This is a genomic window from Halorubrum marinum (assembly GCF_048381195.1).
Taxonomy (GTDB): domain Archaea; phylum Halobacteriota; class Halobacteria; order Halobacteriales; family Haloferacaceae; genus Halorubrum.
Map to the genome: position 1 here is coordinate 390886 of NZ_JBLWMM010000001.1, position 22250 is coordinate 413135.

A 22250-nucleotide genomic window follows, 5' to 3' on the forward strand; every position below is an offset into this window, starting at 1 on the left:
TCGCGGCGTTTCCGACTGTCTCGGGGTTTGTGTTTCAATTGTTGGGTTATAACTGACTGTCGTCGAGGTGACGATCTCCAAAGCCCCAGCCGCTCGGTTATAATTCTATGATACTGGATCGACGGCGAACACCTCCAAAGCCCCAGCCTTGAGTCCAACCCCGCTCCGCACAGCCCCGCACCTCACACCTCCCCAGCCTCGTCAGTCGCCCTCCGCTTCGCTCCGAGCGACTGACTCCCTCGCGCGGTGCCGTTCGCGGGCCGAAGCCCGCTCACGGGCACGCGCCGACCGCACCGCTTCTTCGTTTATGAGTAACGTGCGTCGTCGCTGTCACACCAACACTACGACAGGATCTCGACCACGTACCCGTCGGCTTCGAGTGCGTCGACGATGTCGGCGGCGTGCTCGGCGTCGTCGGTCTCTAGTTCCAGTTCGAGCTCCGCCGCGTTGACGGCCACATCTCGGGAGGTTCGGTCGTGGTGGACCGCGAAGACGTTCGCGCCGGTGCGCGCGACGATGCTGGAGACGCGCTCCAGCTCGCCCGGCCGGTCTTTTAAGTCGATCGTGATCTTGAGGTACCGGCCCATCTGGACGAGACCGCGCCGGACCACGGTGCCGAGCCGGTTGAGGTCGATGTTGCCGCCGCAGAGCGCGGCGACGATCGTCTCGTCGTCGTCGTACGCAAACGCCTCCGAGAGGACCGCGGCGAGCGCAACTGCGCCGGCGCCCTCGACCAGCGTCTTCGACCGCTCCAAGAGGAGCGTGAGCGCGTAGGCGATCTCGCGGTCGTCGACGGCGACGACCTCGTCGACGTACTCCGACATCACTTCGAGGGTCTCCTCGCCGATCGATCGGGTCGCGATCCCGTCGGCGATCGTGTCGACGCTGTCGATCTCGTGCACTTCCCCAGTCTCCAGCGACTTCGCGGCGGAGGCGGCGCCCTCCGCCTGTACCCCGACGACGCGCACGTTCGGGAGCTGCTCTTTGATCGCGACCGCGACGCCCGAGATGAGCCCGCCGCCGCCGATCGGGACGACGACCGTGTCGAGCTCGGGGCAGTCGTCGACGATCTCCAACCCGAGCGTCCCTTGCCCCGCCATGACCATCGGGTCGTCGAACGCGTGGACGTAGGTCCGCCCCTCCTGCTGTTCGAGCCGGTGCGCGTACGCCTGCGCCTCGTCGTAGTCGACGCCCTCCAGTCGGACGCTCGCGCCGTAGCCGCGGGTGGCTTTCACCTTCGAGACGGGCGCGAACTTCGGCATCACGACCGTGGCGTCGACGCCGGCGCGGTCGGCCGCCAGCGCAACCCCCTGCGCGTGGTTGCCCGCGCTCGCGGTAACGACTCCGGCGTCCCGCTCGGCCGCCGAAAGCGTCGAAATTCGGTTCATCGCACCGCGGATCTTGAACGCACCGGTGCGCTGGAAGTTCTCCAGCTTGAGGTGGACGTCCGCGCCGCTCATCTCGGAAAACGTCCGCGAGCGCTCTAAGGGAGTGTGTCGCGCCACGCCGTCGACCCGCTCGCGCGCGTCGCGAATGTCGGAGAGGGTTATCATGGGCCGACTTCGCCGCGCCGAGCGCTAATCGGTTCCGGTCCACGACACCGCGGACCGGCGACGCGCCACGACCGGTCCCGCGACGCGCGGAGCACGGATTCGTGACGCGCCAGAGCCGAGCCGACGGCTCGCCGTCTGTGAAAGGGGGAATGCACGCGTGTGACGTGCAGATGAGATGAGAGGGGCTGCATACAAAAAGGTAGGGCTAGCGGAGTGAAAGTGAAACCGCACGACTGCGGCGCCGTCATCGCTCCGTCAGACGGGATCTTGCGGGGCCACACGTACCCGGACGTCCGCCTCGTCGAGGAACGCCGAGACCCGCTCACCGAACGGGCCGTCGCCCGGCCAGGTCGCCGCCGCGCCGAGTCGCTCGGGGTCGCCGAGGTACACCGCGGCCTCATCCGGGTGATCCGCTGGTGCGTCCGCGGCCTTCGCCTCCGCAGCGTTCGCACCCGTAGCCTCCGTGGGCGCGTCGAGCGGGACCGAAACGCGATGGTACAGCCCGTCGTCAACGCGCTCGTACGCATCGAGGGCTGCGATCTCGTTCGTGCGAAGCAGTCGACCGGCCGTCTCGATCTCTGTGTCGTCCGGTCCGGGCGGCGCGAGCGTCGGATACCGCCCCTCGACGGGTCGGAGCCCGGTCAGCGTCGCCGACCCGACGAACACGAACGAGTCGAGTACCTCAGCCACCTGCTCGGGCTCGGTGAGCGTTCCGTACACGAACACGTCCATACCTCCTGTGGATTGTTAACACGCTTTAACGTTCCCCTCGATCTCCCGCTCCGCCACTGGCCGTTTACGCGATCCACGCTCGGCTCCGGCGGGCCCGGCCGCCTCCGGTACGTAAAAACCCGGGGCGCTCCTGTGACCTGACGTATGGACTTCCCGCGGCTGCGGCGCGTCTGGAAGCGCGTGTTCGCGCTCGCGTGGCCGGTGATGGCCGAGCAGACGTTCCGCACCGCGATGCGGACGACCGACATTCTGGTCACCGCCCTCTTTTCGCCCGCCGCCGTCGTCGCGATCGGACTCGCGGACCTGTACGCGCGGTTCCCGCTGCGGATCGGGCTCGGGCTCGGGGGCGGCGCGATCGCGCTCTCCTCGCAGGACACCGGCGCTGGGGCGACGGAGACGCGGGACGAGGCCGTGACCCAAGCGATCCTCATCGGCCTCCTCACCGGTATCCCGTTCGCGTTCTTCGGGCTCCTGTTCGGCGAGTACGCTATCGACGTGTTCGGCCGACTCGTCGGGCAGGAGACCCCGTCTACGGTCGTCGCGCTCGGCTCGACGTACCTGGCGATCGTCTTCGCGACCGCGCCGGCGCGTCACGTCGCGCTCGTCGGCGCCCGCGCGCTACAGGGGACGGGGGACACCCGCACGCCGATGTACGTCAACGTCGTCGCCAACTCGGTGAACATCGCCGGGTCGGTCGCGCTCGGGCTCGGGCTGTTCGGGCTTCCGCGGCTGGAGATCGTCGGCGTCGGGCTGGCCACCGCGGGCGCGAACGTCCTCACCGCCGGGCTCCTGTGCGCGGCGATCTGGGGGTCGTGGACGGAGGCGAACTTCGCGCGCCCCCGAGACCTCACGATCGCGAAACAGCTCCTCCGCGTGAGCGCGCCTCGAGTCGTCGAGGGATTCGGCTCCGAGCTCGCGGAGTTCCCCTTTAACGCTCTCCTCTTGGGCTTCGGCGAGGCGGTCAACGCCGGATTCCAGATCGGTCGTCGGGTGTACCAACAGGTGACCGGGCCGCTCTCCCGCGGCTACAACGTCGCCGCCTCGGTGCTCGTCGGACAGGCGCTCGGCGCCAGCGACCCGGACGAGGCGCGGTTCAACGGCTGGGCGGTCGCCGGACTCGGCGTACTCACCGTCGGGACGATCGGGCTCGCGCTGGTCGCGCTCGCCCCGCGGCTCGTCCCGATTTTCACCGACGACGCGGCGACGGTCCGGTACGCCGTCGACTTCGCCCGCGTGTACGGCGTCGCCGGCGCCGCACTCGTCTGCTTCTCGGCGCTCTCGGGGTCGCTACAGGGCGCGAGCGAGACGCGGATCCCGCTCGTCGCGCGAGTGTCCGGGATGTTCGGGCTCTTCCTCGGCGCTTCGTGGCTGCTCGGGCGGACCGCCGGTCTCGGCCCGGACGGGGCGTACGTCGGCGTCTTCCTCGCGTACGCCTGGATGGCGCTCGTCGTCGCGGTCGGCTTCCGATACTCGGGATGGGCCGACAGGGCCGCGGCGATGATGGCCGAGCGAGGGAGCGGCGAAGTCGGCAGCGGTGGCGGCGCCGACGAGGCTGCGGAGTGACTGCGTCGTTACCGACGGAGTCAGGGGATCTCGCTCGATGACTCGGACCGATTAAGTATCGGACGACCGAACCGATTCGCATGGATCTGTCATCCGCCGTCACCGCCACGGTGTCGACCCTCCGGCGGCGTCCCGCCGACCTGATCCCGTTTTACCTCCTCGGCACGGCCGTCCCCGTTATCGCCCGCCTCGGACTCCTCGTCGCGCTCGCCGGCGTGTACCTCCACTTCGAGGTGACCGGCCGCCTCGCGACCGCGCGCGAGGCCCTCGCTGAACTGGACCTGACGCCTCCGGACGTCGAGGATCCCGAGGCGGTACAGGCGTGGGGCGAGAGCCTGGCCCCGGCGCTCGAACCCCTCGCGTCGCCGACCGCGCTGCTGTTGATCACCGCGGGGACGGCCGCGACCGTCGTCATCGCGCTGCTGGCGTACGCCGCCGTCTCCGCCGGTCAGATGTCCGCCGTCGTCGCCCGCCTCCGAGACGAGCGGGGCCTCACGGCGGGGATAGCCGGCGTCCGCCGACGATGGCTCACGTTCCTCGGGCTGTACCTCGCCGAGTTCCTGCTGTGGATCGCCGTGCTCGTGTTCGCCTCCGTCGCCGTCGCGCTCGCGTTCCTCGTCAATCCGTTCGCCGGGGCCGCGGTCGCGCTCGTCACGCTCCTCGTCGGCTTCGTCGTGCTACTCGCCGTACGGATCCTCTTCGCGTTCGCGCCGTCGGCGGTCGTCGTCGACGACTCGGGCGTGGCCGGATCGCTCTCCGGTGCCGTCGGGTTCGTTCGTTCGAATCCCGCCGACGCCGCCGCGTACCTCGTCGTCTCCGTCGGCGTGCTCGTCGGCATCTCCTCCGCGGCCTCCGCGCTCGCGTTCCTCGGCGGCGGCGCGGCCGTGGCGCTCGTGAGCGCGGTCGTCGTCGCGCCCGCGCTCGACCTCCTGAAGACCGTGCTGTACGGCGATTACCGTGGTACGGTCGATCCGGTCGATCCGCCGTCGATCCGGCTTCGCGACCAGTTCACCGGCGGGATCCGGCGCGGGTGGCGCGAGTTGCTCGCGTTCGTCCGCCGCGCGCCGGGGCTCCACGCGCTCACGGTCGTCATCGGCGTCGGCTTCGGCGCACTCGGCTGGCTCGCGGTCGAGCCGTTCGTCGGCGCAGTTACCACGTCGATCGAATCGCGGCTGGTCGGACACATCGCGCCCACCGCCGCGCTGAACTTCTTCGGAAACAACTGGTCGGTGGCGATCGCGACGTCACTCAGCGGCGTCGCCCTCGTGATCCCGGCCCTGTCGTCGATCGCGTTCAACGGGTTCGCACTCGGCGCCACCGCCGCCCTCGAAGAGAACCTCCTCGCGCTGCTCGCGTTCGTCGCGCCCCACGGGATCCTCGAGATTCCCGCGTTGTTTATCTCCGGAGCGCTCGGCGTCCACCTCGGTCTCGTTTCGTGGGGGGCGTTCCGCGGTCGCCGCTCGCGTGAGGCGTTCGCCGACGCCCTGGAAACCGCCTTCTGGGTACTGATGGGGATCGGCGTCCTGCTCGCGGTCGCCGGACTCATCGAGGGGTTCGTCAGTCCGTACTACTGGCGCCCGTTCGTCTAGGGTTGAGCGCGCTGTAGCCCCCACGATCTTCCCGTTTTCCGCCCGTACGTTCAAGTTGCTCCGCCGCGAATCCTGACCCGTATGACCCGACGCGATCCCTTCACCGAGATCGAGGAGCTGATCGAACGAATGGGCCGAGAGTTCGAGGAGCTCGGCGGAACGCTCGACACGCCCGGAACGCCGCCGACGCTCCCGGGCGGCCGCGATGTCGCCGTCGATCTGATCGAGGACGACGAGACGATCACGGTGCTCGCGGACCTCCCCGGCTTCGACGACGACGAGATCGAGGTCGAACTCCACGACGACGCGCTGTCGATCGCGGCGACTCGCGAGGAAACGACCGACGTGCGCGTTGGTGGCGAAGAGGCGGACGACGGTGACACCGCGGAGGCTGACAGCGACGACGCCGGTCACGAGGTGGCAACCGTGAACGACGACGACGTCCGCTACCACCGCCGCGAGCGACGCACCCGGTCGGTGTCCCGGCGCGTCCCGCTCCCCGCACCCGTCGATCCGGAGGGCGCGAGCGCGTCGTACGACGGCGGCGTACTCACGGTGACCCTCCCGAAGCGATCCTCCGGCGACGACGGTCACCGTATCGACGTGAGCTGATCGATCGCTGCGCCACCACAGCCAGCGTGCCGCGAGATAACAACTATTCTACTGTATTTAATAGCTCAGCGAGCGTCTAGTGGCTGAGTATTATGAACAGATCGAACCCATTCGACGAGATCGAGCAGTTTTTCGGCCGCACTCCCTTCGGCGGCGACCGCGCGTGGGGTCGTGACATGCGGACGACCGACGTCGATGTCGCCGAGTACGACGACGAGCTCGTCGTGATGGCCGACCTCCCCGGATACGACCGAGCCGACATCGACGTGCGGACCACCGATGGCCGACTCACGATCAGCGCGGAACACGACACCGAACACGAGGACGCCGACCGACGGTACCTCCGCCGCGAGCGCCGCCACGAGTCGGTCACCCGATCCGTCGACCTCCCCGCGTCCGTCGTCGAAGCCGACGCCAGCGCGACGTTCCAGAACGGCGTGCTGACCGTCACGCTTCCCAAAGAAACGGACGGCGAGGACGACGACGGCCACCGGATCGACATCGAGTAGACCGGATCGACATCGAGTAGACCGGATCGACATCAGGCGGACGCCGCCCGAGCTGCCGGTCCGCTCCCTCCTAGTTTTATATTATCATGTCTCAGCCTACTGACTCTCCGTCTGATGAGGTTATTCGCCGACTTCTCACATACTCCATTTTTCGACCGCCGATACCTTCTCCACCACCCGCCTGTTAGCACTTCACATGACTGATCGTGACTACGCGACGGCCCGACGCGATCTCGTGGCGACGCTCCGCCGACGACTCGACGTCACCGAGCAGACGCTGTCGGCGATCGGTTCGGTGCCCCGTCACGAGTTTGTCCCCGAAGCTCGTCGCGAGCAGGCGTACGCGGACCGTCCGCTGCCGATCGGGCACGGCCAAACGATCAGTGCCCCGCACATGGTCGCGATCATGATCGACCTTCTGGACCTGGAGGACGGCGACCGCGTGTTCGAAGTCGGCACCGGCTGCGGGTACCACGCCGCTGTCGCCGCCGAGATCGTCGGCCCCGGAAACGTGTACTCGGTCGAGTACGTCCCCGCGCTTGCCGATGTCGCGCGCGAGCGCCTCGACCGCCTCGGCTACGATGTCACCGTTCGCGCCGGGGATGGCCGAACGGCGTATCGCAGCGAGGCGCCGTTCGACGCCGCCTACCTGACGTGTGCGGCGGACGGCGAAATCCCGAAGCCGGTCGTCGAGCGCGTCCGAACCGGGGGACGGATCGTCGCACCGGTCGACGACGGTAGCGGTCGACAGCGGCTGGTCAGGCTGACGCTCCGCGAGGACGGAATCGAACGCGAGGACCACGGCGGCGTTCGATTCGTTCCAATGCGATGACCCTCGACCGACCGCGCGGTTTTAGAGGTCCGACCACTGAACGTGGACATGGACGAGGCATCGATTCAAGTGGACATGATCGAGGGGCTCGAACACCAACTCGGCGAGCCCTTGGGTGCGTCGGTGCTCACCGCCCTTCAGCGCGTCCCGCGAGACGCGTTCGTCGATGACGCTCCGCACGCGAACGGCGCGAGCGAAGACGCCGGTACGCGGGTCCTCGCGCCGGAGACGGTCGTGCGACTGATCACGGCGCTGGACGTCGACGAGGGCGACGACGTCCTCGTCGTCGGCGCGGGCGTCGGCTACTCGGTCGCCATGCTCGCCGAAATCGCGGGGGCACGGCACGTTCACGCCGTCGATATCGACCGAGAGGCGGTGTCAATCGCGCGGTCGAACCTCTCGACGGCCGGCTACGACGCGGCTCTCGTCGACCGGCGCGACGGGGCCAACGGTCTCCCCGAGTACGCGCCGTACGATCGGATCCTGATCGAGGCCGCCGTTCTCGAACCGCCGCGAGCGCTCGGCACACAGCTCGCGGACGACGGCCGGATCGTCTACCCCCGCGGGACGACGACGCAGACGATCGTCGCGATCGAGCCCGACGACGACCGGGCGTCTCCGTTGGATGCCGATGGAGACGACGACGCGCCGCCGGGCTTCGTCACCGTGGAGAAGGCCGGACCGGCTGCGCTCCGACCGATGCTCGTCGACGGCGAGCAGGCCGGTGTCGAGCGGAATCGGACGCGCAGAGAGGAGGCCGAGTACGCCGAACAGGGTCGCTTCGCCGGGCACGGTTGGGAGCAGGAGTGGATCGACTGGGACGACCGGATCTGATCACTCCGCGACGACCAGCACGTCGGTGTTCTCGCGGTCGTCAACGTAGTCGCCGCTCGCCGGCGGTTTCACGTCGATCGAGAGCGTCCCGTCCGGCTGATTCGGCCCTAATTCGGGCGCGACATCGACGCTCGCGACGCCGTCCGCGTTCGTCCGCGCCGTGGCGACGCCGTCGATCTGTGCGGAGCCGCTCCGAACGATCACGGTCGCGTCCGCGACGCGGCTCCCGTCGGGATCGACGACGGCGACGTCGATCGACTGCTGTCCCGGCGTCGTCACCTCGGGCTGCGGCTGCGCGTCGAGCTCCGTCGACGCGAGCCCCTCGATATCGCCGATCATCCCCATCATCACGCTGAGGCTCGCGACGCCGACGACCAAGGCGATCACTAGTCTGACCGGCAGCCCTTCGATCGCGCGGCGGTCCGCGCGGAAGGACCGGCGGTTCGCGGTGCGTCCGTCCCGTGTCGACTCGAACATACGCCTCCTGGCCGCGGTATCACTGATAAAGAGTCGGACGCTTTCTCCCCCGAGCCTTTTGTACGATACCGCGGCCACGACCGGCATGCACGTCCTCGGACGCGGTCGCGAGCGCGCGGACGATTCTGGCACCACGAGGCCAGCGGACCGGTTTCCGACCGTCCGGCTCGGCTCGTTTCTCGCCCGTGACGGGAGCGACGGAGCCGCGGTCGGCGTCGACGCCGACGGGCCGCACGCCGGCGTCGTCTTCGGCAAGCGGGGGACCGGCAAGTCGTACACGCTCGGCGTCATCGCGGAGGGACTCGCTCGCGCCCCCGGAGTCGCACCCGTCGTGGTGGACCCGATGGGTGTGTTCGACGGGCTCCGTGACGCGGGCGGACGCGTGGTCGAACCGACGGTCCGTCCGGCGGCTATCCCGCCCGCCGCGTGGCCCGACCTCCTCGGTCTCGACCCGACGAACGGGCCGGGAGGGCTGCTCTGGCGGATCGTCGCCGACGCGACAGATGCGACCGACGCGACAGATGCGACCGACGCGACAGATGCGACCGACGCGACAGATGCGACCGACGCGACAGATGCGACCGACGCGACAGATGCGACCGACGCGACCGACGCGACCGACGCGACAGATGGGCTGACGGCCGGTAGGTCTCCGGACGCCGATGCCACCACGAACTCGCCTTCGATCGCCGGGCTTCTGGATCGCGTCGAGGAGAGCGACGCGCCGACCGAGGACAAGCGAGCGGTCGCGAACCACCTCCGACTCGCGAGCTCCTGGGGCGTCTTCGAGGCGGACGCGACGCCCGTCTCGGCGCTCGCTTCGGACGGAACGCCGACGGTGCTCGATCTCGCGGAAGCGCCCGAATCCGCCGCGGCTGCCGTTGTCAAAGCCGTCGCTCGGGGGCTCTACGACGCCTGCGTCGCCGACGAACTCGACCGGTTGCCGTGGCTGCTCGTCGACGAGGCGCACGCGTTCTTCGACACCGTCGCCGACCCGGCGCTCCGGACGCTGCTCACGCGCGGACGGGCACCGGGGGTCTCGCTCGTCTGCGCCACTCAGCGTCCCGGCGCGGTTCCGAGCGTGGCGGTCTCGCAGTCGGACCTGCTGATAGCCCACCGGCTCACCGCCGAGCGCGACGTCGACCGATTGGCCGAAGCCGAAGCCACGTATCTCGCGGGCGACCTCGCCTCCCGACTCCCGACCGGCACGGGCGAGGCGCTCGTCGCCGACGACGCGACCGAGACGGCTCACACGGTTCGGATCCGAGAGCGACGGACGCCGCACGAGGGGGGAAGTCCGCGTGCGAGCGAGACCCCCGCCGCCCGTCGCGCTCCCGGCCCCGATGAGACCGATCCCGAAGATACAACGTAGCGCGGGTGTTCCGCTCGGTCATGGAACGGACTCCGCTCGGATTCCTGCTCGTGGCGCTCGGCGGTGTCGTCGGGGCGGTCGCGCGATACGGAATCGACGTCGCGCTCGGGGACGCGACCGGCGTGGGCACGTTCGCTGTCAACGTCGTCGGCTCGTTCGCACTCGGCGTGTTGCTCACGCGGGCGACGACCACCCGCACGCAGCTGTTCGTCGGCACGGGCGCGCTCTCGTCGTTCACGACGTACAGCACGTTCGCCGCTGACGCGGTCGCGCTCGGCACGGCGGCCGGAACCGCGTACGTCGGCGTGAGCTACCTCGTCGGCTTCGCCGCGGCCTTCGTTGGGATCCTCCTCGGGAGGCGGCTGTGACCGACCCGCTGCTCGCGGCCGTCCTCGTCGGCCTCGGCGGAGCGGTCGGCGCGACGGCTCGTCACGCGGTGGGGCTCCGCGTGGCCGGGCGCCGATCGGTCGTCGCGGTTAACGCCCTCGGAAGCCTCGCGCTCGGCGGGGTCGTCGCCGCTCCGATGAGTACGGAGGTGACCCTGTTCGCCGCCGTGGGTCTCTGTGGAGCGTTCACGACGTTCTCCTCGTTCGCCGTCGAAACCGTTTCGACCGCGCTCGACGGCGAGACCGGTCCCGCGATCGCTTTCGCGGTGACGAACCTGGTGACCGCGCTGGGCGCGTTCCTTCTCGGGTCGGTTCTCATCGGCCGTCTCGTGTGACCGACGGCGCCGCCGCCCGTCGCGTGAACGACAGGTACAGGCACCTCCGGGGCGTACGTATCTCCGTGACGGACGAAGCTGACTCTCGGGTCGAAGGCGGCACCGAGGGCGACGCGGCAGTCGATTCGGACGCCTCGCCCGATCCGGAGGCGGGATCTCCCTCGAACGTCGACGCCCGCGCCGAGTTCGGTGATCTCTCGCTCCCGCAGCGCGTCTTCGTTGCGGCGGTACAAAACCCCACTCGCGGCGTCGTGATCGTCGGTCTGTTCGCGTTCGCGTTCTCGTTTTACGTGGCCCTCTGGATGGTTTTTCCTCGGGTTGCGGCGTTTCTGTCGGTGATCGGCGTGGTTCTCGCCGCACTCGTCGCGCTCGTCTACGCTCTCTCGGCTCGGCTCTCGCGGTGAGCACGGGAGTACAATCGCGCGAACGGGCAGCGACTGCCGGTCAGGGATACGGCTCGTAGAACTCTCGAAGCGGCCGTCCGAACTCGTCTGCGAGCGTCGCGACGGCGTCGCCGACCAGCACGTCGCGCTCGCCGAACTCGCGCTCGACCTGCGCTCCGAGCGCGACGTCGGTCGCGGCGTCGCTTTCGAGATACGCTCGCACGGTCGTGAACTCACGCTCTCGCTCGACGACGTATCGGTCGCCGTCGATGAACGGCCCGTACGTGTCGGGGCTGACGTCGTCGGCGTACGACTCGTAGAAGCTCGCGGCGTGTTTCCGAACGGCGACCGGTGGACCCTCGTGGCGCTCGACGGCCGGTCGCTCCGCGACCTCCAGCTCGGCGTACAGCGCCGCGCGTTCGGGCTCATCGCCCCCGATCATCGATTGCGCGCGGAGCACGTCGAACCCGTGGCCGTCGAGCCCGCGGACGATACCGTCCAGCGAGCGGCGGAGCTGCGGCCACAGCTGGTCATCGACGAGGTCGGGCGCCTCGAACACCACGGCCACCGGCGTCGCCGCGCGCCGTTCGAGGTGGTCCCGGACGTCGTCGGCGTCGAGGGGATCCCTCTCGGCGAGGTCGAACAGGGATTCGCTCGGTGCGGCGAGCAGCTCCCGGGCGTAGTGCTGAAAGCGTGCGAGGTTCGCCGCCGAGAGGACGGCGGCCACGTTCCGCGTCGGGTCGGTGGGATCGATAACGACGAGCGGGTCGTCGAAGGTCCGCTCGGCGTGGCCCTCGAGGTCGAACTCGACCGGCGGGTGCCAGCTCCGAGCCGACTCGACGAGCGGGACGAAGCCGCCGAGCTCCAAGACGAGCAGCTCCGTCAGATATCCCGAAAAGCCCTCGGTTCGGAGATCGCTGCCGTACGCCCCGATCCCCTTCAGAAAGGCCTTCGCGAGCACGACGTCGTCGGCGAGCTCGTCGTCGAGCCGCGCGGAGAGGTACGCATCGTGGAACGGGGTACGGTCGACCGCGGAGACCAATGCGCCCGCGGTCTCGACGTCGTGACAGGGGACGAGATCGACGTCGAACCCCTCGTGAGTCCCCTTCACGTACGGGTGTTCCGCGTACTCCTCGTGGCCGTCCGGGAGCACCGCGTGGCCGACCGCCAAGCCGTACTCCTCCAGTTCCTCCCTGTCGAGGTCGGCGTCGAATCGGACGAACAGGTCGATGTCGCGGTCGCCGGCGACCCAGGTGCCGCGGGCCGTCGAGCCCACCTGTACCACGTCGGCGTCGACGGGGAGGTCGCCGATCGCCTCGCGGGTCCGCGCCGTGAGCTCCGCGGCGACGGTCCGCAGGCGGTCGCGCTCGTCCGGCTCCGGGAGGAACCGGTCGCGGACGCGCGCCAACACGGCCTCGAGATCGTCCATGGCCGCCCTTCTCGCGGTCCGGCCGAAAACGTGTCGGTACCCCCGTCGTCCGGCGGACACCGGACGCGGCGGCGCGGTCCAGCGCAGCGGTCCTGCGTTGCGGTCAAGCGCGACGAATTCGACGTCGTCACGAACTTGGCGATGTGGCGAGCCGAGACGATCGGTGTACCGCGCCAACCGATCGCATCCGAGTCGGGCGGAAACGAAAGCCCTATCAAAACGAATCGAGTACGCTGAATCGAGCCGAAGTAGCTCAGTTGGTAGAGCGCCTCGCTGTTAACGAGGCGGTCCCAGGTTCGAGTCCTGGCTTCGGCGCCTCTCCGTTCTAACGCTCCGTAGCGTTGCCGCCGGGGTCACAGCGTCTGTCAATCGCTTCGACGGATCGCGTGAATCCGGTACGCTAAAGGGTTCGTCTCGACTACCCCGAAGTACGGGCCTTTAGCTTAGTCTGGTTAAAGCGACTCGCTCATAACGAGTTGATCACCGGTTCGAATCCGGTAAGGCCCATCTTCTCACTCCAGGAGGTCGACCAGCTCGTTCACGTCCTCGATGACCGCGTCGGCGCCGTTCTCGGCGAACTTCTGGCGCCCCTCGTCGCCGGTCAGGCCGCCAGTGAGCACGCCGATTCCGTAGTAGACGCGGCTCTCGTCCTCGTCGTCGGCGTTGCGCGCGGTCCGCACGTCGTCGAGGGTGTCGCCGGCGAACGCGACGCGCTCGGCGCCGAACCGCTCGGCGAGCGTCACGAGCGCCCGCGGATGCGGTTTCCCCTCCTCCCAGTCGTCCATCGTGAACCGATGTTCGTCGGGAACGTCGAGCCCGACGCGCTCGAGCGCGATTTCGGCCTCGCCCGCGGGCCGCCCCGTCAACACTCCGACGTCGAACCGCTCGGTCAGGTCGGTGATGGTCTCGGGGGTGACGAGCGTCGGTTCGTCGTGGATATACCCCGGGGCGTCGAACGGGGGCTCGCCGCCCTCCAGTTCGCGGTACAGCTCCGCGCCGAGATAGAGGGCTTGAAAGGTGTCGCGGAGCCGCTCCGTGTCCCACTGATCGCGCACCCGCGCCTGTGCGACTCGGGGGAGGTCACCGACGACGTCCTTCGCCGCGTCGAGCCCGCCCCCGCCCTCGGCGACACGGTCGGTGAACTCGTCGACGTCCATCCGGAGCCCCTCGCGGCGCGCCAACACGAAGAGGGCGGCCGCGTCGGTCAGCTCCCAGTCGTTGTTGAACCCGCCGGCGTTTTTGAACGCCTGAACGGCTTCGCGGTCGATCGTCTTCCCGCACACGCTGTCGACGGATTCGATGATCGCCCGTCGGTACGAGTCCGCGACGTCGACTACCACCCCGTCGATGTCGAGAACGACTGCGTCGACCTGCATACTCGTAGCCCGACGGCAGCGGGAAAGAACGTTCGGGTTTCTCGCCGCTTCGGCCGTCACCGCTCCGAACCAGCGGCGATCACCGATGACCGCCGCCTCCCCTCTCGCCTCGTGTGCGGGCGACGTACAGCGTCGTGCCGTCCAGAAACCGTCGTTCAACCGCCACGATCGGCTCCTCGAAGCCGAGCGTCGTGAACAGACAGGCGGCGTCGAGCCGCGCGGCGAGTTCGACCGTCGGACGCTGGAGCTCCGCCGGGAGGTTCAACCCGTACACCGCGTCGAACCGATCCTCGAACCGCTCGACGAGGTCGGTGTCGAACACGTCCCCTTCGATCGCTCGAAGCGAGCCGACACCTGCCTCCGAGGCGGTGGCGGGTTCGTACTCGGCGGTCTCGCACGCGACAGTCTCGTCTGCCGCCTCTCGCGTGCGCTCGCCGACGTCGACATCGATCGCGGTCGCGTCGCAGCCGCGCGCGGCGAGCGCGCTCGCAACCCCCGGTCGATCGCCGACCCCGACTTCGAGCAGTCGATCGTAGCGGGCAAGTTCCGGGACGAGGACACGACGGACGGATGATACCACGGCGCGGGCTTTATGACCGCGGCGTTCAAAAGCCGTTTCATGCTCGTGGACATCGTTCCCGTCGGGGAGGTCACCCCCCGCGTAAAACGGGAGGCCTCCGCTGCGCTCCGATCGGTATACGACTGCGATGTCGCGGTCCACGACGACCAGCCGATCCCCGCAACCGCTTACGACGAAGGGCGTGACCAGTACCGCGCCGAGGACCTCATCGAGACCGTCAGCCGCGTCGGCAGCGGCGAGAAAAACATCGGTATCACGCCGAAAGACCTGTACTACCGCCGTCGGAACTACGTGTTCGGCCTCGCGTACCTCAACGGAAACGGCTCCGTCATCTCGACGAATCGGCTTCGTACCTCCTCCGATGGAGGCGTTTCCACCAAGCCCGCGGTCGACGTGTTCGCCGACCGCGTCCGCAAGGAAGTCGTCCACGAAATCGGTCACACGCTCGGGCTCGAACACTGCGACAACAGCAAGTGCGTGATGTCCTTTTCACCCACTGTCCGCGAAGTCGACGTGAAAGAAGAGAACCTCTGTGGCTCCTGTTCTCGTCTCGTTCGCTGACTCGGCTTTTCACCGCGATCGGACCCCTTACCGCTTCAACTGCCGGTAGAAGTAAACCCCGGCCTGTCCAAGTAGCGAGTATGGCCGCAAAGGCGGAATACCGCGACCGGCCCGATGTTGAGGTCGCGCTGCTCGACGCGCTCGTTGACCGCGGCGACGAAGGAATGACCGTCTTGGAACTCCGGGCGGCCGTCGACGCCGATATCGACGCCATCGAGGAGGCGCTCTCGTCGTTGAAGGCCGACTCGCTCATCACCGTCGAGAGCACCGAGCGGGTTCGCGTCTACCCGCATGACCGAGTGGTTCCCGACCCCGACGAACAGACGGATACCGGTCCGGAGAGTCTCGTCGACGCCGTTCGCGATCGACTCGGACTGTAGCCGTTCGCGACTGAGTCGAGCTTTGACGTTCGCGACCGACCCCGTCCGCGGACCGACGGAACCCAGCGACCTTTTGCCGCTGCCCCGACTCCGTTCGGGTATGACGCTCGTCTCCGGCACCCACGGCGCGCACGGCGCGACGTACCGCGACCGCGGCGGTCGACAGGTCGTCGATCACTACGGCAAGCCAGAGCGCGTCGGAAAGGCGGTCCGCAACGTCGTCGGCACGATCGAGATGGGGTACGGTATCCTGTCGGTGACCGGTGACGACCGGGTCGCGTTCGTCGACAACGCCGTCTCTAACCGCATCCCCGCGGACGACGGACGAGGCGTGTACGCCCTCCTCCTCGACCCGCAAGGCGGCATCGAGACGGACATGTACGTGTACCACGCCGACGAGCGCCTGCTCGTTTTCCTCCCGCCCGAGCGCACCGAGTCGGTCGCCGACGACTGGTCGAGCAAAGTGTTCATCCAAGACGTCGAAATCGAGGACGTCTCCGACGAGTTCGGCGTGTTCGGCGTTCACGGCCCGAAATCGACCGAAAAGGTCGCCTCAGTACTCGGCGGCCCCGGCGCCCCCGAGGAGCCGCTCTCGTTCGTCCGCGGCTCGATGGTCGACGCCGGGGTCACGGTGATCGCGACCGACGCGCCGCTCGGCGAGGAGGGGTACGAGGTCGTCTGTACCGCTGACGACGCCGAGCAGGTGTTCGACACCCTGATCAACCGCGGGCTCAACGCGGCCACCTTCGGCTACCGGACGTGGGACGCGCTCTCCGCCGAGGCCGGCACGCCGCTCTTCGAGTACGAACTGGCGGGAACGGTCCCGAACGTGCTCGGGCTCCGCAACGCGCTGGACTTCGAGAAGGGCTGTTACGTCGGTCAAGAGGTCGTCTCCCGCGTCGAGAATCAGGGCCGACCGAGCCGCCGACTCGTTGGGCTCGCACTCGACGGACTCGCGGACGCGATCGGAGAGATCGACGGCGACGCCGAGCCGGATCGATACGACGATGTCCTCCCGACGCCGGGCGCGGCCGTGTTCGACGGCGACGCGGCGGTCGGCGAGGTGACGCGTGCGGCGGTCGGTCCCGCGTCCGGCGATCCGATCGCCTTAGCGCTCGTTCGGTTCGACGCCGCCCTCGACGCGGTCTCCGTGCGCGTCGACGGCGCGGAGGTCGCCGCGTCTCACGAAGCGCTCCCGTTCGTCGACGGGAGCGCGCGGTCCGCGCGGCTTCCGACGTACCCCGAGCGCTAGCCGTCCGGTTCTGGACCGGACAGCTACGTCGCCGACTGTACCGCCAGCTGAACCGCCGAGTACACCCCGAACCCGAGCACGAACGAACCGACGAGCGACGCGATCCACGCGAAGACGGTGTACCCCATCTTCGCTCGGCTCACGCCCGCGTCCCCGGCGGCGTACCCGGCCCCGACGATCGCCGAGACGATGATCTCGTTGAACGAGACGGGGATCCCGAACGCGACGGCGGTCTGTGCGATCGCGAACGACGGGATGAGCGCGGCGATCGAGCGCCGCGGCCCCATCGAGGCGTAGTCCTGCGCGATCGCTTTTATCATGCGGGGCGCGCCGGTCCAGGAGCCGGCCAAGAGCCCGACGCCGCCGCCCACGAGCAGCGCCCACAGCGGGACGCCGACGTCGCTGAAGATCGGCACCAGCGGCCCGATCGCGAGGCCGACCTGTGACCCCCCGGCGGAGAACGCGACGAGCCCGCCCATCGCGAGGAGGAACCGCCGCTGAGCGCCCTCCCGATTCCGGCCGAGGTCGGCGTATACCGCGACGGCGACGACCCCGGCGAGAGCGAGCGTGACGGCGACCGAACCGGCGGTTCCGACGCCGAGCTCCGGCCCGATCGCCGTCGCCAGTGACGCCTGCTCGCCGTCCGGCCCGAGCAGCGCGAACCCGACGTTCGCGATGATGGCGCCGACGACGCCCGCCAACCCCGCAGTGAGCGCCCGTTCCGGAAACCGCTCCCCGATCAGGCTGCGCGCGACGACGTAGGCGATCCCGCCGCCGACGAAGGGCGTGAGTACCCACAGCGTGAGTATCTCGGTGTACTTCGCCCACGCGGGGTCGCCGCCCATCGCGATACCGACGCCGACGACCGCCCCGGTGACGGTGAACGCGGTCGCGATCGGATACCCGGCGAACACGCCGATCGCGACGAGCACGGCCGCGGTGATCAACGCGACGATGGCCGCGCCGGCCGTGAGGGTGACGCCGCCGATCAGCTCCGTCCCGACTGCCTCCGTCACGTTCGCGCCTTGGAGCACCGCGCCGAGCAGGCCGAGGACGCCGACGACGAGCCCGGCGCGCATCACGGAGATCGCGTTCGCGCCGACGGCCGGGGCGAACGGAGTCGATCCCGAGGAGCCGGCGCCGATCGACCACGCCATGAAGAGGCTCGCGACGCCGGCGACGACGAGGGTGGCGACCGTGACGACGACCATGTTACTGCTGTCCGTCCTCGTATCCTTCACGCAGCCCAGTCAGGGTGCGACGGACGAGGAGAAATCCGAAGAAGAACAGCCCAAGTAGGCCGACGAGGAGAACGACGAACAGCGGCTGGACCGGGAGCATACACTCGAATCCGTCGGAACGGGGTTATGCGTTTCGGCAGCACGGCGCGCGTCCGGTTCGTGTCCTCACTCACTTCCCGATCAGACCGTCGCCGCTCGATAACTAAAACGGGCGTTTGTCCGTAAGTCGAATATAAGCTATCACGGACGCAACGTCTCGATGCGTCCCCGCTTCGGCCCTCTCAGTGTCGATCACCTCATCGACGGCCTTCTCATCGCTTAACCGGCGCTTCCGAGCACCGACGCGGGGTGTATGGGGCATCGCGATTTTTCAGGCGTCGATCCGAAACTCCTCGAAGGCCGCGCCGTCCGGGGTGACGAGGCGGCCGTCGAGACTCCCGTCTCCCGCCGGCTTCAGCTCTGCATGCGCCGGTCGGTTCCCCCGAGGCTGCGCGTGGCTGCCGGGGTTCAGGATGGGAAGCCCCGCCGAGTCATCGAATCGGGGGCGATGGCTGTGGCCGCAGATCACGGCGTCCGCGTCGCGTCCGCGACCGAGCATCACGAGGCCCGTGTCGCCGCTGCGGTGGCGGTGGGTGACCGCGAACCGGACGCCCTCGTACTCGACCGTCCGGACCTCGGGGAGCCGATCGCGGATCGCGGCGTCATCGTTGTTGCCGTACACGGCGCGGAGCGTCCGCGCGGCGGATTCGAACGCGTCCAAGACGGGCTCCTGATAAAAATCGCCGACGTGGACGACGAGGTCGGCCTCGCGGACCGCCTCCGCGGTCCGCCCCTGTAGCTTCGACTCCTCGCGCGAGTGGGTGTCGGAGACGACGACGAGCATACCCGCCGTCGGCACGCACTGGGCTTAAAAACCGCGCTCCGGACCCTCGTCGTCGCCGACCGCCTCACGTCGCGTCGTCCGTCGGCGTCTCGGGCTCGCCGCTCTCGTCGCCCAGCTCCTCGGCGTCGAGGACCGTCACCCGCGCCGACATGATCCGCGTGTTGTCGACGCGTTCGATCCGGATCCGGACGCCGTCGAACTCGATCTCCTCGCCCTCGGAGACCAGTCGACCGGCTCGGTTGAACACGAAGCCGGCGAGCGTCTCGAACTCCTCGCCTTCGGGGAGGTCGATGTCGAGCATCTCGTTGACCTCGTCGATGTTCACCTCGCCCTGCACGACGGCGATGTTCTCCTCGATGAACTCGACGGGCGCGGACTCGTCGCCCTCTAAGATCTCGCCGACGATCTCCTCGACCATGTCTTCGAGGGTGATGATCCCCTCGGTCGTTCCGAACTCGTCGATGACGGTGACCATCTGCAGGCGGTTGTCCTGCATCTCCGCGAGCAGCTCGTCGGCGTTCTTCGACTCGGGAACGTGCAGGGTCGGCTTGACCACGCGCTCCAAGGACGGCTCGCCCTCGGAGTAGCGAAGCTCGCGGACCAGGTCTCGGACCGTCACGATGCCGATAATGTTGTCGAGGTTCCCCTCATAGATGGGAACGCGCTCGTGGTCAGCTTGAATGCACGTCTCGATCGCCTCCTCGACCGACGACTCCTTCGCGACGGCGGTGACGTCGAGGCGAGGCGTCATCACCTCCTTCGCGATGGTGTTGTTGAACCGGAAGATGCGGTCGAGCATCTCGCGTTCCTCCTCTTCGATGACGCCCTCGCGCTCGCCCGTCTCGATGATGTTCTGGATCTCTTCGCGGGTGACGTACGTCGACTCGATGGCCGCTCGGCCGCCGGTGACCTTGTTCACCGCGCGCGTGAGGTAATCGAAGACGACGACGAGCGGGTAGAGGACGCTCTCGGAGAGCTTCAGCGGGCGGGCGATACGCAGCGCCCACGACTCCGTGTTCTCGACGGCGTACGACTTCGGTGCCGTCTCCGCGAACAGGAGCACGATCGCCGTGATCCCGAACGTGGTGAGGAAGATGGTCGCGAGCGCGCTCTCGACGTACACGCCGATAAGCGCCGTCGCGATCGCGGTCATCCCGATGTTCACGAGGTTGTTCCCGACGAGGATCGTCACCAGCAGCCGGTGCGGGTTCTCTTTCAGCCGGCGGATAAGGGTCGCGCCGTGAGCGCCCTCCTCGACGAGGCTGTCGACCCGGTGTTTCGGGATCGAGAACATCGCGATCTCCGACGAGGAGAAGAACGCGGACAGTCCGATCAACACGACTATCGTCGCGATCCCGAGCACTGTGACCAGCGGGTCGTCCATCGGCGGCAGCTGCGGAATCCCGGCTGTCAACGCGATCGACCACAAGCCCATACCCTTCAGTCTCTGTCGGGTGGCTGTTAAAGCGTTACTCTCCGCTCGCGGCCGCGCGTGGTGCGGGCCGCGACGAGGTCCGGTACGACGGGCGGCGACCGCGTCGCGAGACCCGCGAGCGACTGGCACGGCACGATCACTGTGAGCGACTGGCGCGGCGCGGGACACTGCTGGACGCTGTCGGCGGCTACCGCCGCCGGCGACACGGTTACGAGGCACCCGACACAACGAACGCTATGGCCGAGCCACAGATCACCCTGTATCGACTCCAGGCGTGTCCGTACTGCGAGCGGGTCGTCCGAACGCTGAACGAGTTCGACCTCGAGTACCAGTCGCGGTACGTCGAGCCGATGCACTCCGAGCGCAACGTGGTTAAGCGCGTCTCCGGTGCCCGGAGCGTCCCCGCCATCGTCGACCGCGAGACCGGCGTGACGATGTCCGAGAGCGCGAACATCGTCGAATACTTAAAAGGGACGTACGGCGACGCGGCGACCGATGGGGGCCGCGCAGTTGACGCGGAAGGAGGTGCCTGACATGGTCGACTTCGACGTCGTCTCGCTGCCCGAGACCGACCACGTCGCCGAGGGCGACACCGCCCCCGACTTCACCCGCCCGCTCGTCAACGAGGAGTTCTGGGAGGACCGCGCGCTCGACGACGTCGTCGACGAGCCCACGCTCCTGCTGTTCCACCCGATGGACGGCGCGTTTCAGGCGACGTACCTGTACAACACCGTCGACGACCACGGCTGGGCCGACGACGTCCAGGTGCTCGGCCTCTCGATCTCCTCGCCGTACGCCCACAAGCGCCTGCTCGCCGAGCGCGGCGAGGGCGTCCGACTCTTCTCGGACCCCGGCGCGGGCGTCGTCGAGGAGTACGGCCTCGCACACGACATCGACGGCATGACCGGGATCACGGAGAGCCGTCCCGCCGTGTTCCTCCTCGACGCCGATCGCACCGTCGAGTTCGCGTGGGTCGCGAGCGAACACCCCGAGTTCCCCGACGCCGAAGCGATCAACACGGCGATCGACCGGCTCGTCGACTGACGCGTCTCCGAATTCGCTTCTCCGCTCCGCTCGACTCCATTCGACGGGTGGGCTCACGCGACGCACCCACTCGTCACCCTTTTTCAGACTGACTCCAAAGGTGGAGGCGTGACGAACGACAGCGACGAGCGGTCCGGCGGGTTCGATGCGCTCGCCGACCGCGACGACGTCCGCCGAGCCGCCGCGGCCGTCGCCGGCGGCGGCCTCGTCGTCTATCCGACGGAGACCGTCTACGGGCTCGGCGGCGACGCCCTCGACTCCGACACCGTCGAGCGCGTGTTCGAGCTGAAACGCCGGTCGCGAGAGAATCCGCTCTCCCTCGGCGTCGCGAGCGTCGACGCCGCGTTGCGCTACACCCGCCCGACCGAGTTCGCGCTCGCGTTCGCCCGCGCGTTCCTCCCCGGCCCGGTGACCGTCATCGTCGAGCGAGGCGACGCGGTCCCGGACGCGTTGACCGCCGGCAGCGACCGCGTCGGGATCCGGGTTCCGGACCACGCCGTGGCCCGGGCGCTGCTCGCGGAGACCGGCCCGCTCACCGCGACGAGCGCGAACGTCTCCGGGTCGGGCAGCGTCACTCGCGTCGCCGACCTCGACGGGCGGATCCGCGACGGGGTCGCCGCGATCGTCGACGGGGGCGAGACGCCGGGCACGGAGAGCACCGTGGTCGACCCCGAACAGCGAACGATCCACCGCCGCGGCGCGATGGCGGGCGCGATCGAGGCGTGGCTCGAGGACTCACCCGTTTGAGCCGTCACCCGTCTGAGTCGTCACCCGTCTGAGTCGTCACCCGTCTGAGTCGTCACAGGTGAACTGCCGACGGAGAAGCTATCGGCTCAGCGCCATCAGATGGGGTAAGAGACCGACGTGTTCTCCGAGAGACTCGGCTTACCCC

Annotated in this window: 26 protein-coding genes and 2 tRNA genes; 18 read left to right on the plus strand and 10 right to left on the minus strand. The window is 68.6% G+C overall.

The features are described 5' to 3' along the window. Positions 1 to 341 precede the first annotated feature (341 nt). A complete protein-coding gene (gene ilvA / locus ACNSN4_RS01940; protein ID WP_418284079.1) occupies positions 342 to 1553 on the minus strand; it encodes a threonine ammonia-lyase in 1212 nt (403 codons plus the stop codon). A 255-nt stretch (positions 1554 to 1808) separates the two neighbouring features. After that, entirely contained in the window at positions 1809 to 2285 is a 477-nt protein-coding gene (locus tag ACNSN4_RS01945) for a gamma-glutamylcyclotransferase family protein (protein WP_418284080.1), read from the minus strand. Between the two features lie 144 nt (positions 2286 to 2429). Between ACNSN4_RS01945 and ACNSN4_RS01950 the strand changes: the two genes are divergently transcribed. From ACNSN4_RS01950 to ACNSN4_RS01975, 6 genes are all read left to right on the plus strand, one after another. Further along, on the plus strand, positions 2430 to 3848 hold the full coding sequence (locus tag ACNSN4_RS01950) for an MATE family efflux transporter (protein ID WP_418284081.1): 1419 nt from the start codon (positions 2430 to 2432) through the stop codon (positions 3846 to 3848). Positions 3849 to 3928: 80 nt separating this feature from the next. Further along, positions 3929 to 5437 (plus strand): stage II sporulation protein M, encoded by a 1509-nt coding sequence (locus ACNSN4_RS01955; protein WP_418284082.1) that lies wholly within the window; start codon positions 3929 to 3931, stop codon positions 5435 to 5437. Between the two features lie 81 nt (positions 5438 to 5518). Beyond that, entirely contained in the window at positions 5519 to 6049 is a 531-nt protein-coding gene (locus ACNSN4_RS01960) for an Hsp20/alpha crystallin family protein (protein WP_418284083.1), read from the plus strand. A gap of 92 nt (positions 6050 to 6141) precedes the next feature. Beyond that, positions 6142 to 6558, plus strand: coding sequence for an archaeal heat shock protein Hsp14 (gene hsp14 / locus ACNSN4_RS01965; RefSeq protein ID WP_418284084.1), 417 nt, complete (start codon positions 6142 to 6144; stop codon positions 6556 to 6558). 196 nt (positions 6559 to 6754) lie between these two features. Then, on the plus strand, positions 6755 to 7390 hold the full coding sequence (locus ACNSN4_RS01970; protein WP_418284085.1) for a protein-L-isoaspartate(D-aspartate) O-methyltransferase: 636 nt from the start codon (positions 6755 to 6757) through the stop codon (positions 7388 to 7390). Between the two features lie 48 nt (positions 7391 to 7438). Beyond that, the gene (locus ACNSN4_RS01975; protein ID WP_418284086.1) at positions 7439 to 8224 is read left to right on the plus strand and encodes a protein-L-isoaspartate O-methyltransferase family protein; all 786 of its coding nucleotides are present in this window, start codon (positions 7439 to 7441) and stop codon (positions 8222 to 8224) included. On the opposite strand, the gene ACNSN4_RS01980 is transcribed toward ACNSN4_RS01975, so the two are convergent. Beyond that, positions 8225 to 8701: a DUF7382 domain-containing protein gene (locus ACNSN4_RS01980; RefSeq protein ID WP_418284087.1), complete on the minus strand. Its 477-nt coding sequence runs from the start codon at positions 8699 to 8701 to the stop codon at positions 8225 to 8227. 85 nt (positions 8702 to 8786) lie between these two features. Here ACNSN4_RS01980 and ACNSN4_RS01985 point away from each other — a divergent pair, with 85 nt between their 5' ends. From ACNSN4_RS01985 to ACNSN4_RS02000, 4 genes are all read left to right on the plus strand, one after another. Further along, entirely contained in the window at positions 8787 to 10073 is a 1287-nt protein-coding gene (locus ACNSN4_RS01985; RefSeq protein WP_418284088.1) for an ATP-binding protein, read from the plus strand. 20 nt (positions 10074 to 10093) lie between these two features. Further along, positions 10094 to 10441 carry a fluoride efflux transporter FluC gene (locus ACNSN4_RS01990; protein ID WP_418284089.1) on the plus strand — a complete coding sequence of 116 codons (348 nt, stop codon included), beginning with the start codon at positions 10094 to 10096 and terminating at the stop codon, positions 10439 to 10441. Beyond that, entirely contained in the window at positions 10438 to 10794 is a 357-nt protein-coding gene (locus tag ACNSN4_RS01995; protein WP_418284090.1) for a fluoride efflux transporter FluC, read from the plus strand. Before ACNSN4_RS01990 ends, ACNSN4_RS01995 begins: the two co-directional genes overlap by 4 nt. A gap of 65 nt (positions 10795 to 10859) precedes the next feature. Beyond that, positions 10860 to 11198, plus strand: a complete 339-nt coding sequence (locus tag ACNSN4_RS02000) for a hypothetical protein (protein ID WP_418284091.1) — start codon at positions 10860 to 10862, stop codon at positions 11196 to 11198. A 40-nt stretch (positions 11199 to 11238) separates the two neighbouring features. On the opposite strand, the gene cca is transcribed toward ACNSN4_RS02000, so the two are convergent. Beyond that, entirely contained in the window at positions 11239 to 12606 is a 1368-nt protein-coding gene (gene cca, locus ACNSN4_RS02005) for a CCA tRNA nucleotidyltransferase (protein ID WP_418284092.1), read from the minus strand. Between the two features lie 242 nt (positions 12607 to 12848). Between cca and ACNSN4_RS02010 the strand changes: the two genes are divergently transcribed. Both ACNSN4_RS02010 and ACNSN4_RS02015 read left to right on the plus strand, forming a co-directional pair. Then, a tRNA-Asn gene (locus tag ACNSN4_RS02010) sits at positions 12849 to 12921 on the plus strand. A 117-nt stretch (positions 12922 to 13038) separates the two neighbouring features. Continuing rightward, positions 13039 to 13113, plus strand: a tRNA-Ile gene (locus tag ACNSN4_RS02015). A gap of 5 nt (positions 13114 to 13118) precedes the next feature. On the opposite strand, the gene ACNSN4_RS02020 is transcribed toward ACNSN4_RS02015, so the two are convergent. Then, positions 13119 to 13982 carry a TIGR01548 family HAD-type hydrolase gene (locus ACNSN4_RS02020; RefSeq protein WP_418284093.1) on the minus strand — a complete coding sequence of 288 codons (864 nt, stop codon included), beginning with the start codon at positions 13980 to 13982 and terminating at the stop codon, positions 13119 to 13121. 79 nt (positions 13983 to 14061) lie between these two features. Next, positions 14062 to 14562: a UPF0146 family protein gene (locus ACNSN4_RS02025; protein ID WP_418284094.1), complete on the minus strand. Its 501-nt coding sequence runs from the start codon at positions 14560 to 14562 to the stop codon at positions 14062 to 14064. A gap of 39 nt (positions 14563 to 14601) precedes the next feature. Between ACNSN4_RS02025 and ACNSN4_RS02030 the strand changes: the two genes are divergently transcribed. The 3 genes from ACNSN4_RS02030 (at position 14602) to ygfZ (ending at position 16755) form a co-directional block, all read left to right on the plus strand. Continuing rightward, positions 14602 to 15123, plus strand: a complete 522-nt coding sequence (locus ACNSN4_RS02030) for an archaemetzincin family Zn-dependent metalloprotease (protein ID WP_418284095.1) — start codon at positions 14602 to 14604, stop codon at positions 15121 to 15123. 80 nt (positions 15124 to 15203) lie between these two features. Then, positions 15204 to 15503, plus strand: coding sequence for a DUF6432 family protein (locus ACNSN4_RS02035; RefSeq protein WP_418284096.1), 300 nt, complete (start codon positions 15204 to 15206; stop codon positions 15501 to 15503). 100 nt (positions 15504 to 15603) lie between these two features. Beyond that, positions 15604 to 16755, plus strand: coding sequence for a CAF17-like 4Fe-4S cluster assembly/insertion protein YgfZ (ygfZ, locus tag ACNSN4_RS02040; RefSeq protein ID WP_418284097.1), 1152 nt, complete (start codon positions 15604 to 15606; stop codon positions 16753 to 16755). 23 nt (positions 16756 to 16778) lie between these two features. Here the strand turns inward: ygfZ and ACNSN4_RS02045 are convergent, their stop codons facing one another. From ACNSN4_RS02045 to ACNSN4_RS02060, 4 genes are all read right to left on the minus strand, one after another. Then, on the minus strand, positions 16779 to 17966 hold the full coding sequence (locus tag ACNSN4_RS02045; RefSeq protein WP_418284098.1) for an inorganic phosphate transporter: 1188 nt from the start codon (positions 17964 to 17966) through the stop codon (positions 16779 to 16781). 1 nt (position 17967) lies between these two features. Beyond that, entirely contained in the window at positions 17968 to 18096 is a 129-nt protein-coding gene (locus tag ACNSN4_RS02050) for a DUF7859 family protein (protein WP_008002631.1), read from the minus strand. A gap of 270 nt (positions 18097 to 18366) precedes the next feature. Beyond that, positions 18367 to 18879 carry a metallophosphoesterase gene (locus ACNSN4_RS02055; protein WP_418284099.1) on the minus strand — a complete coding sequence of 171 codons (513 nt, stop codon included), beginning with the start codon at positions 18877 to 18879 and terminating at the stop codon, positions 18367 to 18369. 64 nt (positions 18880 to 18943) lie between these two features. Then, positions 18944 to 20314 (minus strand): hemolysin family protein, encoded by a 1371-nt coding sequence (locus ACNSN4_RS02060; RefSeq protein WP_418284100.1) that lies wholly within the window; start codon positions 20312 to 20314, stop codon positions 18944 to 18946. A gap of 236 nt (positions 20315 to 20550) precedes the next feature. On the opposite strand from ACNSN4_RS02060, the gene ACNSN4_RS02065 reads away from it, so the two are divergent. From ACNSN4_RS02065 to ACNSN4_RS02075, 3 genes are all read left to right on the plus strand, one after another. After that, on the plus strand, positions 20551 to 20847 hold the full coding sequence (locus ACNSN4_RS02065) for a glutathione S-transferase N-terminal domain-containing protein (RefSeq protein WP_418284101.1): 297 nt from the start codon (positions 20551 to 20553) through the stop codon (positions 20845 to 20847). 1 nt (position 20848) lies between these two features. Then, a complete protein-coding gene (locus ACNSN4_RS02070; protein ID WP_418284102.1) occupies positions 20849 to 21358 on the plus strand; it encodes a redoxin domain-containing protein in 510 nt (169 codons plus the stop codon). Between the two features lie 108 nt (positions 21359 to 21466). After that, complete coding sequence (locus ACNSN4_RS02075; protein ID WP_418284103.1) at positions 21467 to 22105, plus strand: L-threonylcarbamoyladenylate synthase; 639 nt, start codon at positions 21467 to 21469, stop codon at positions 22103 to 22105. Positions 22106 to 22250: the final 145 nt, after the last annotated feature.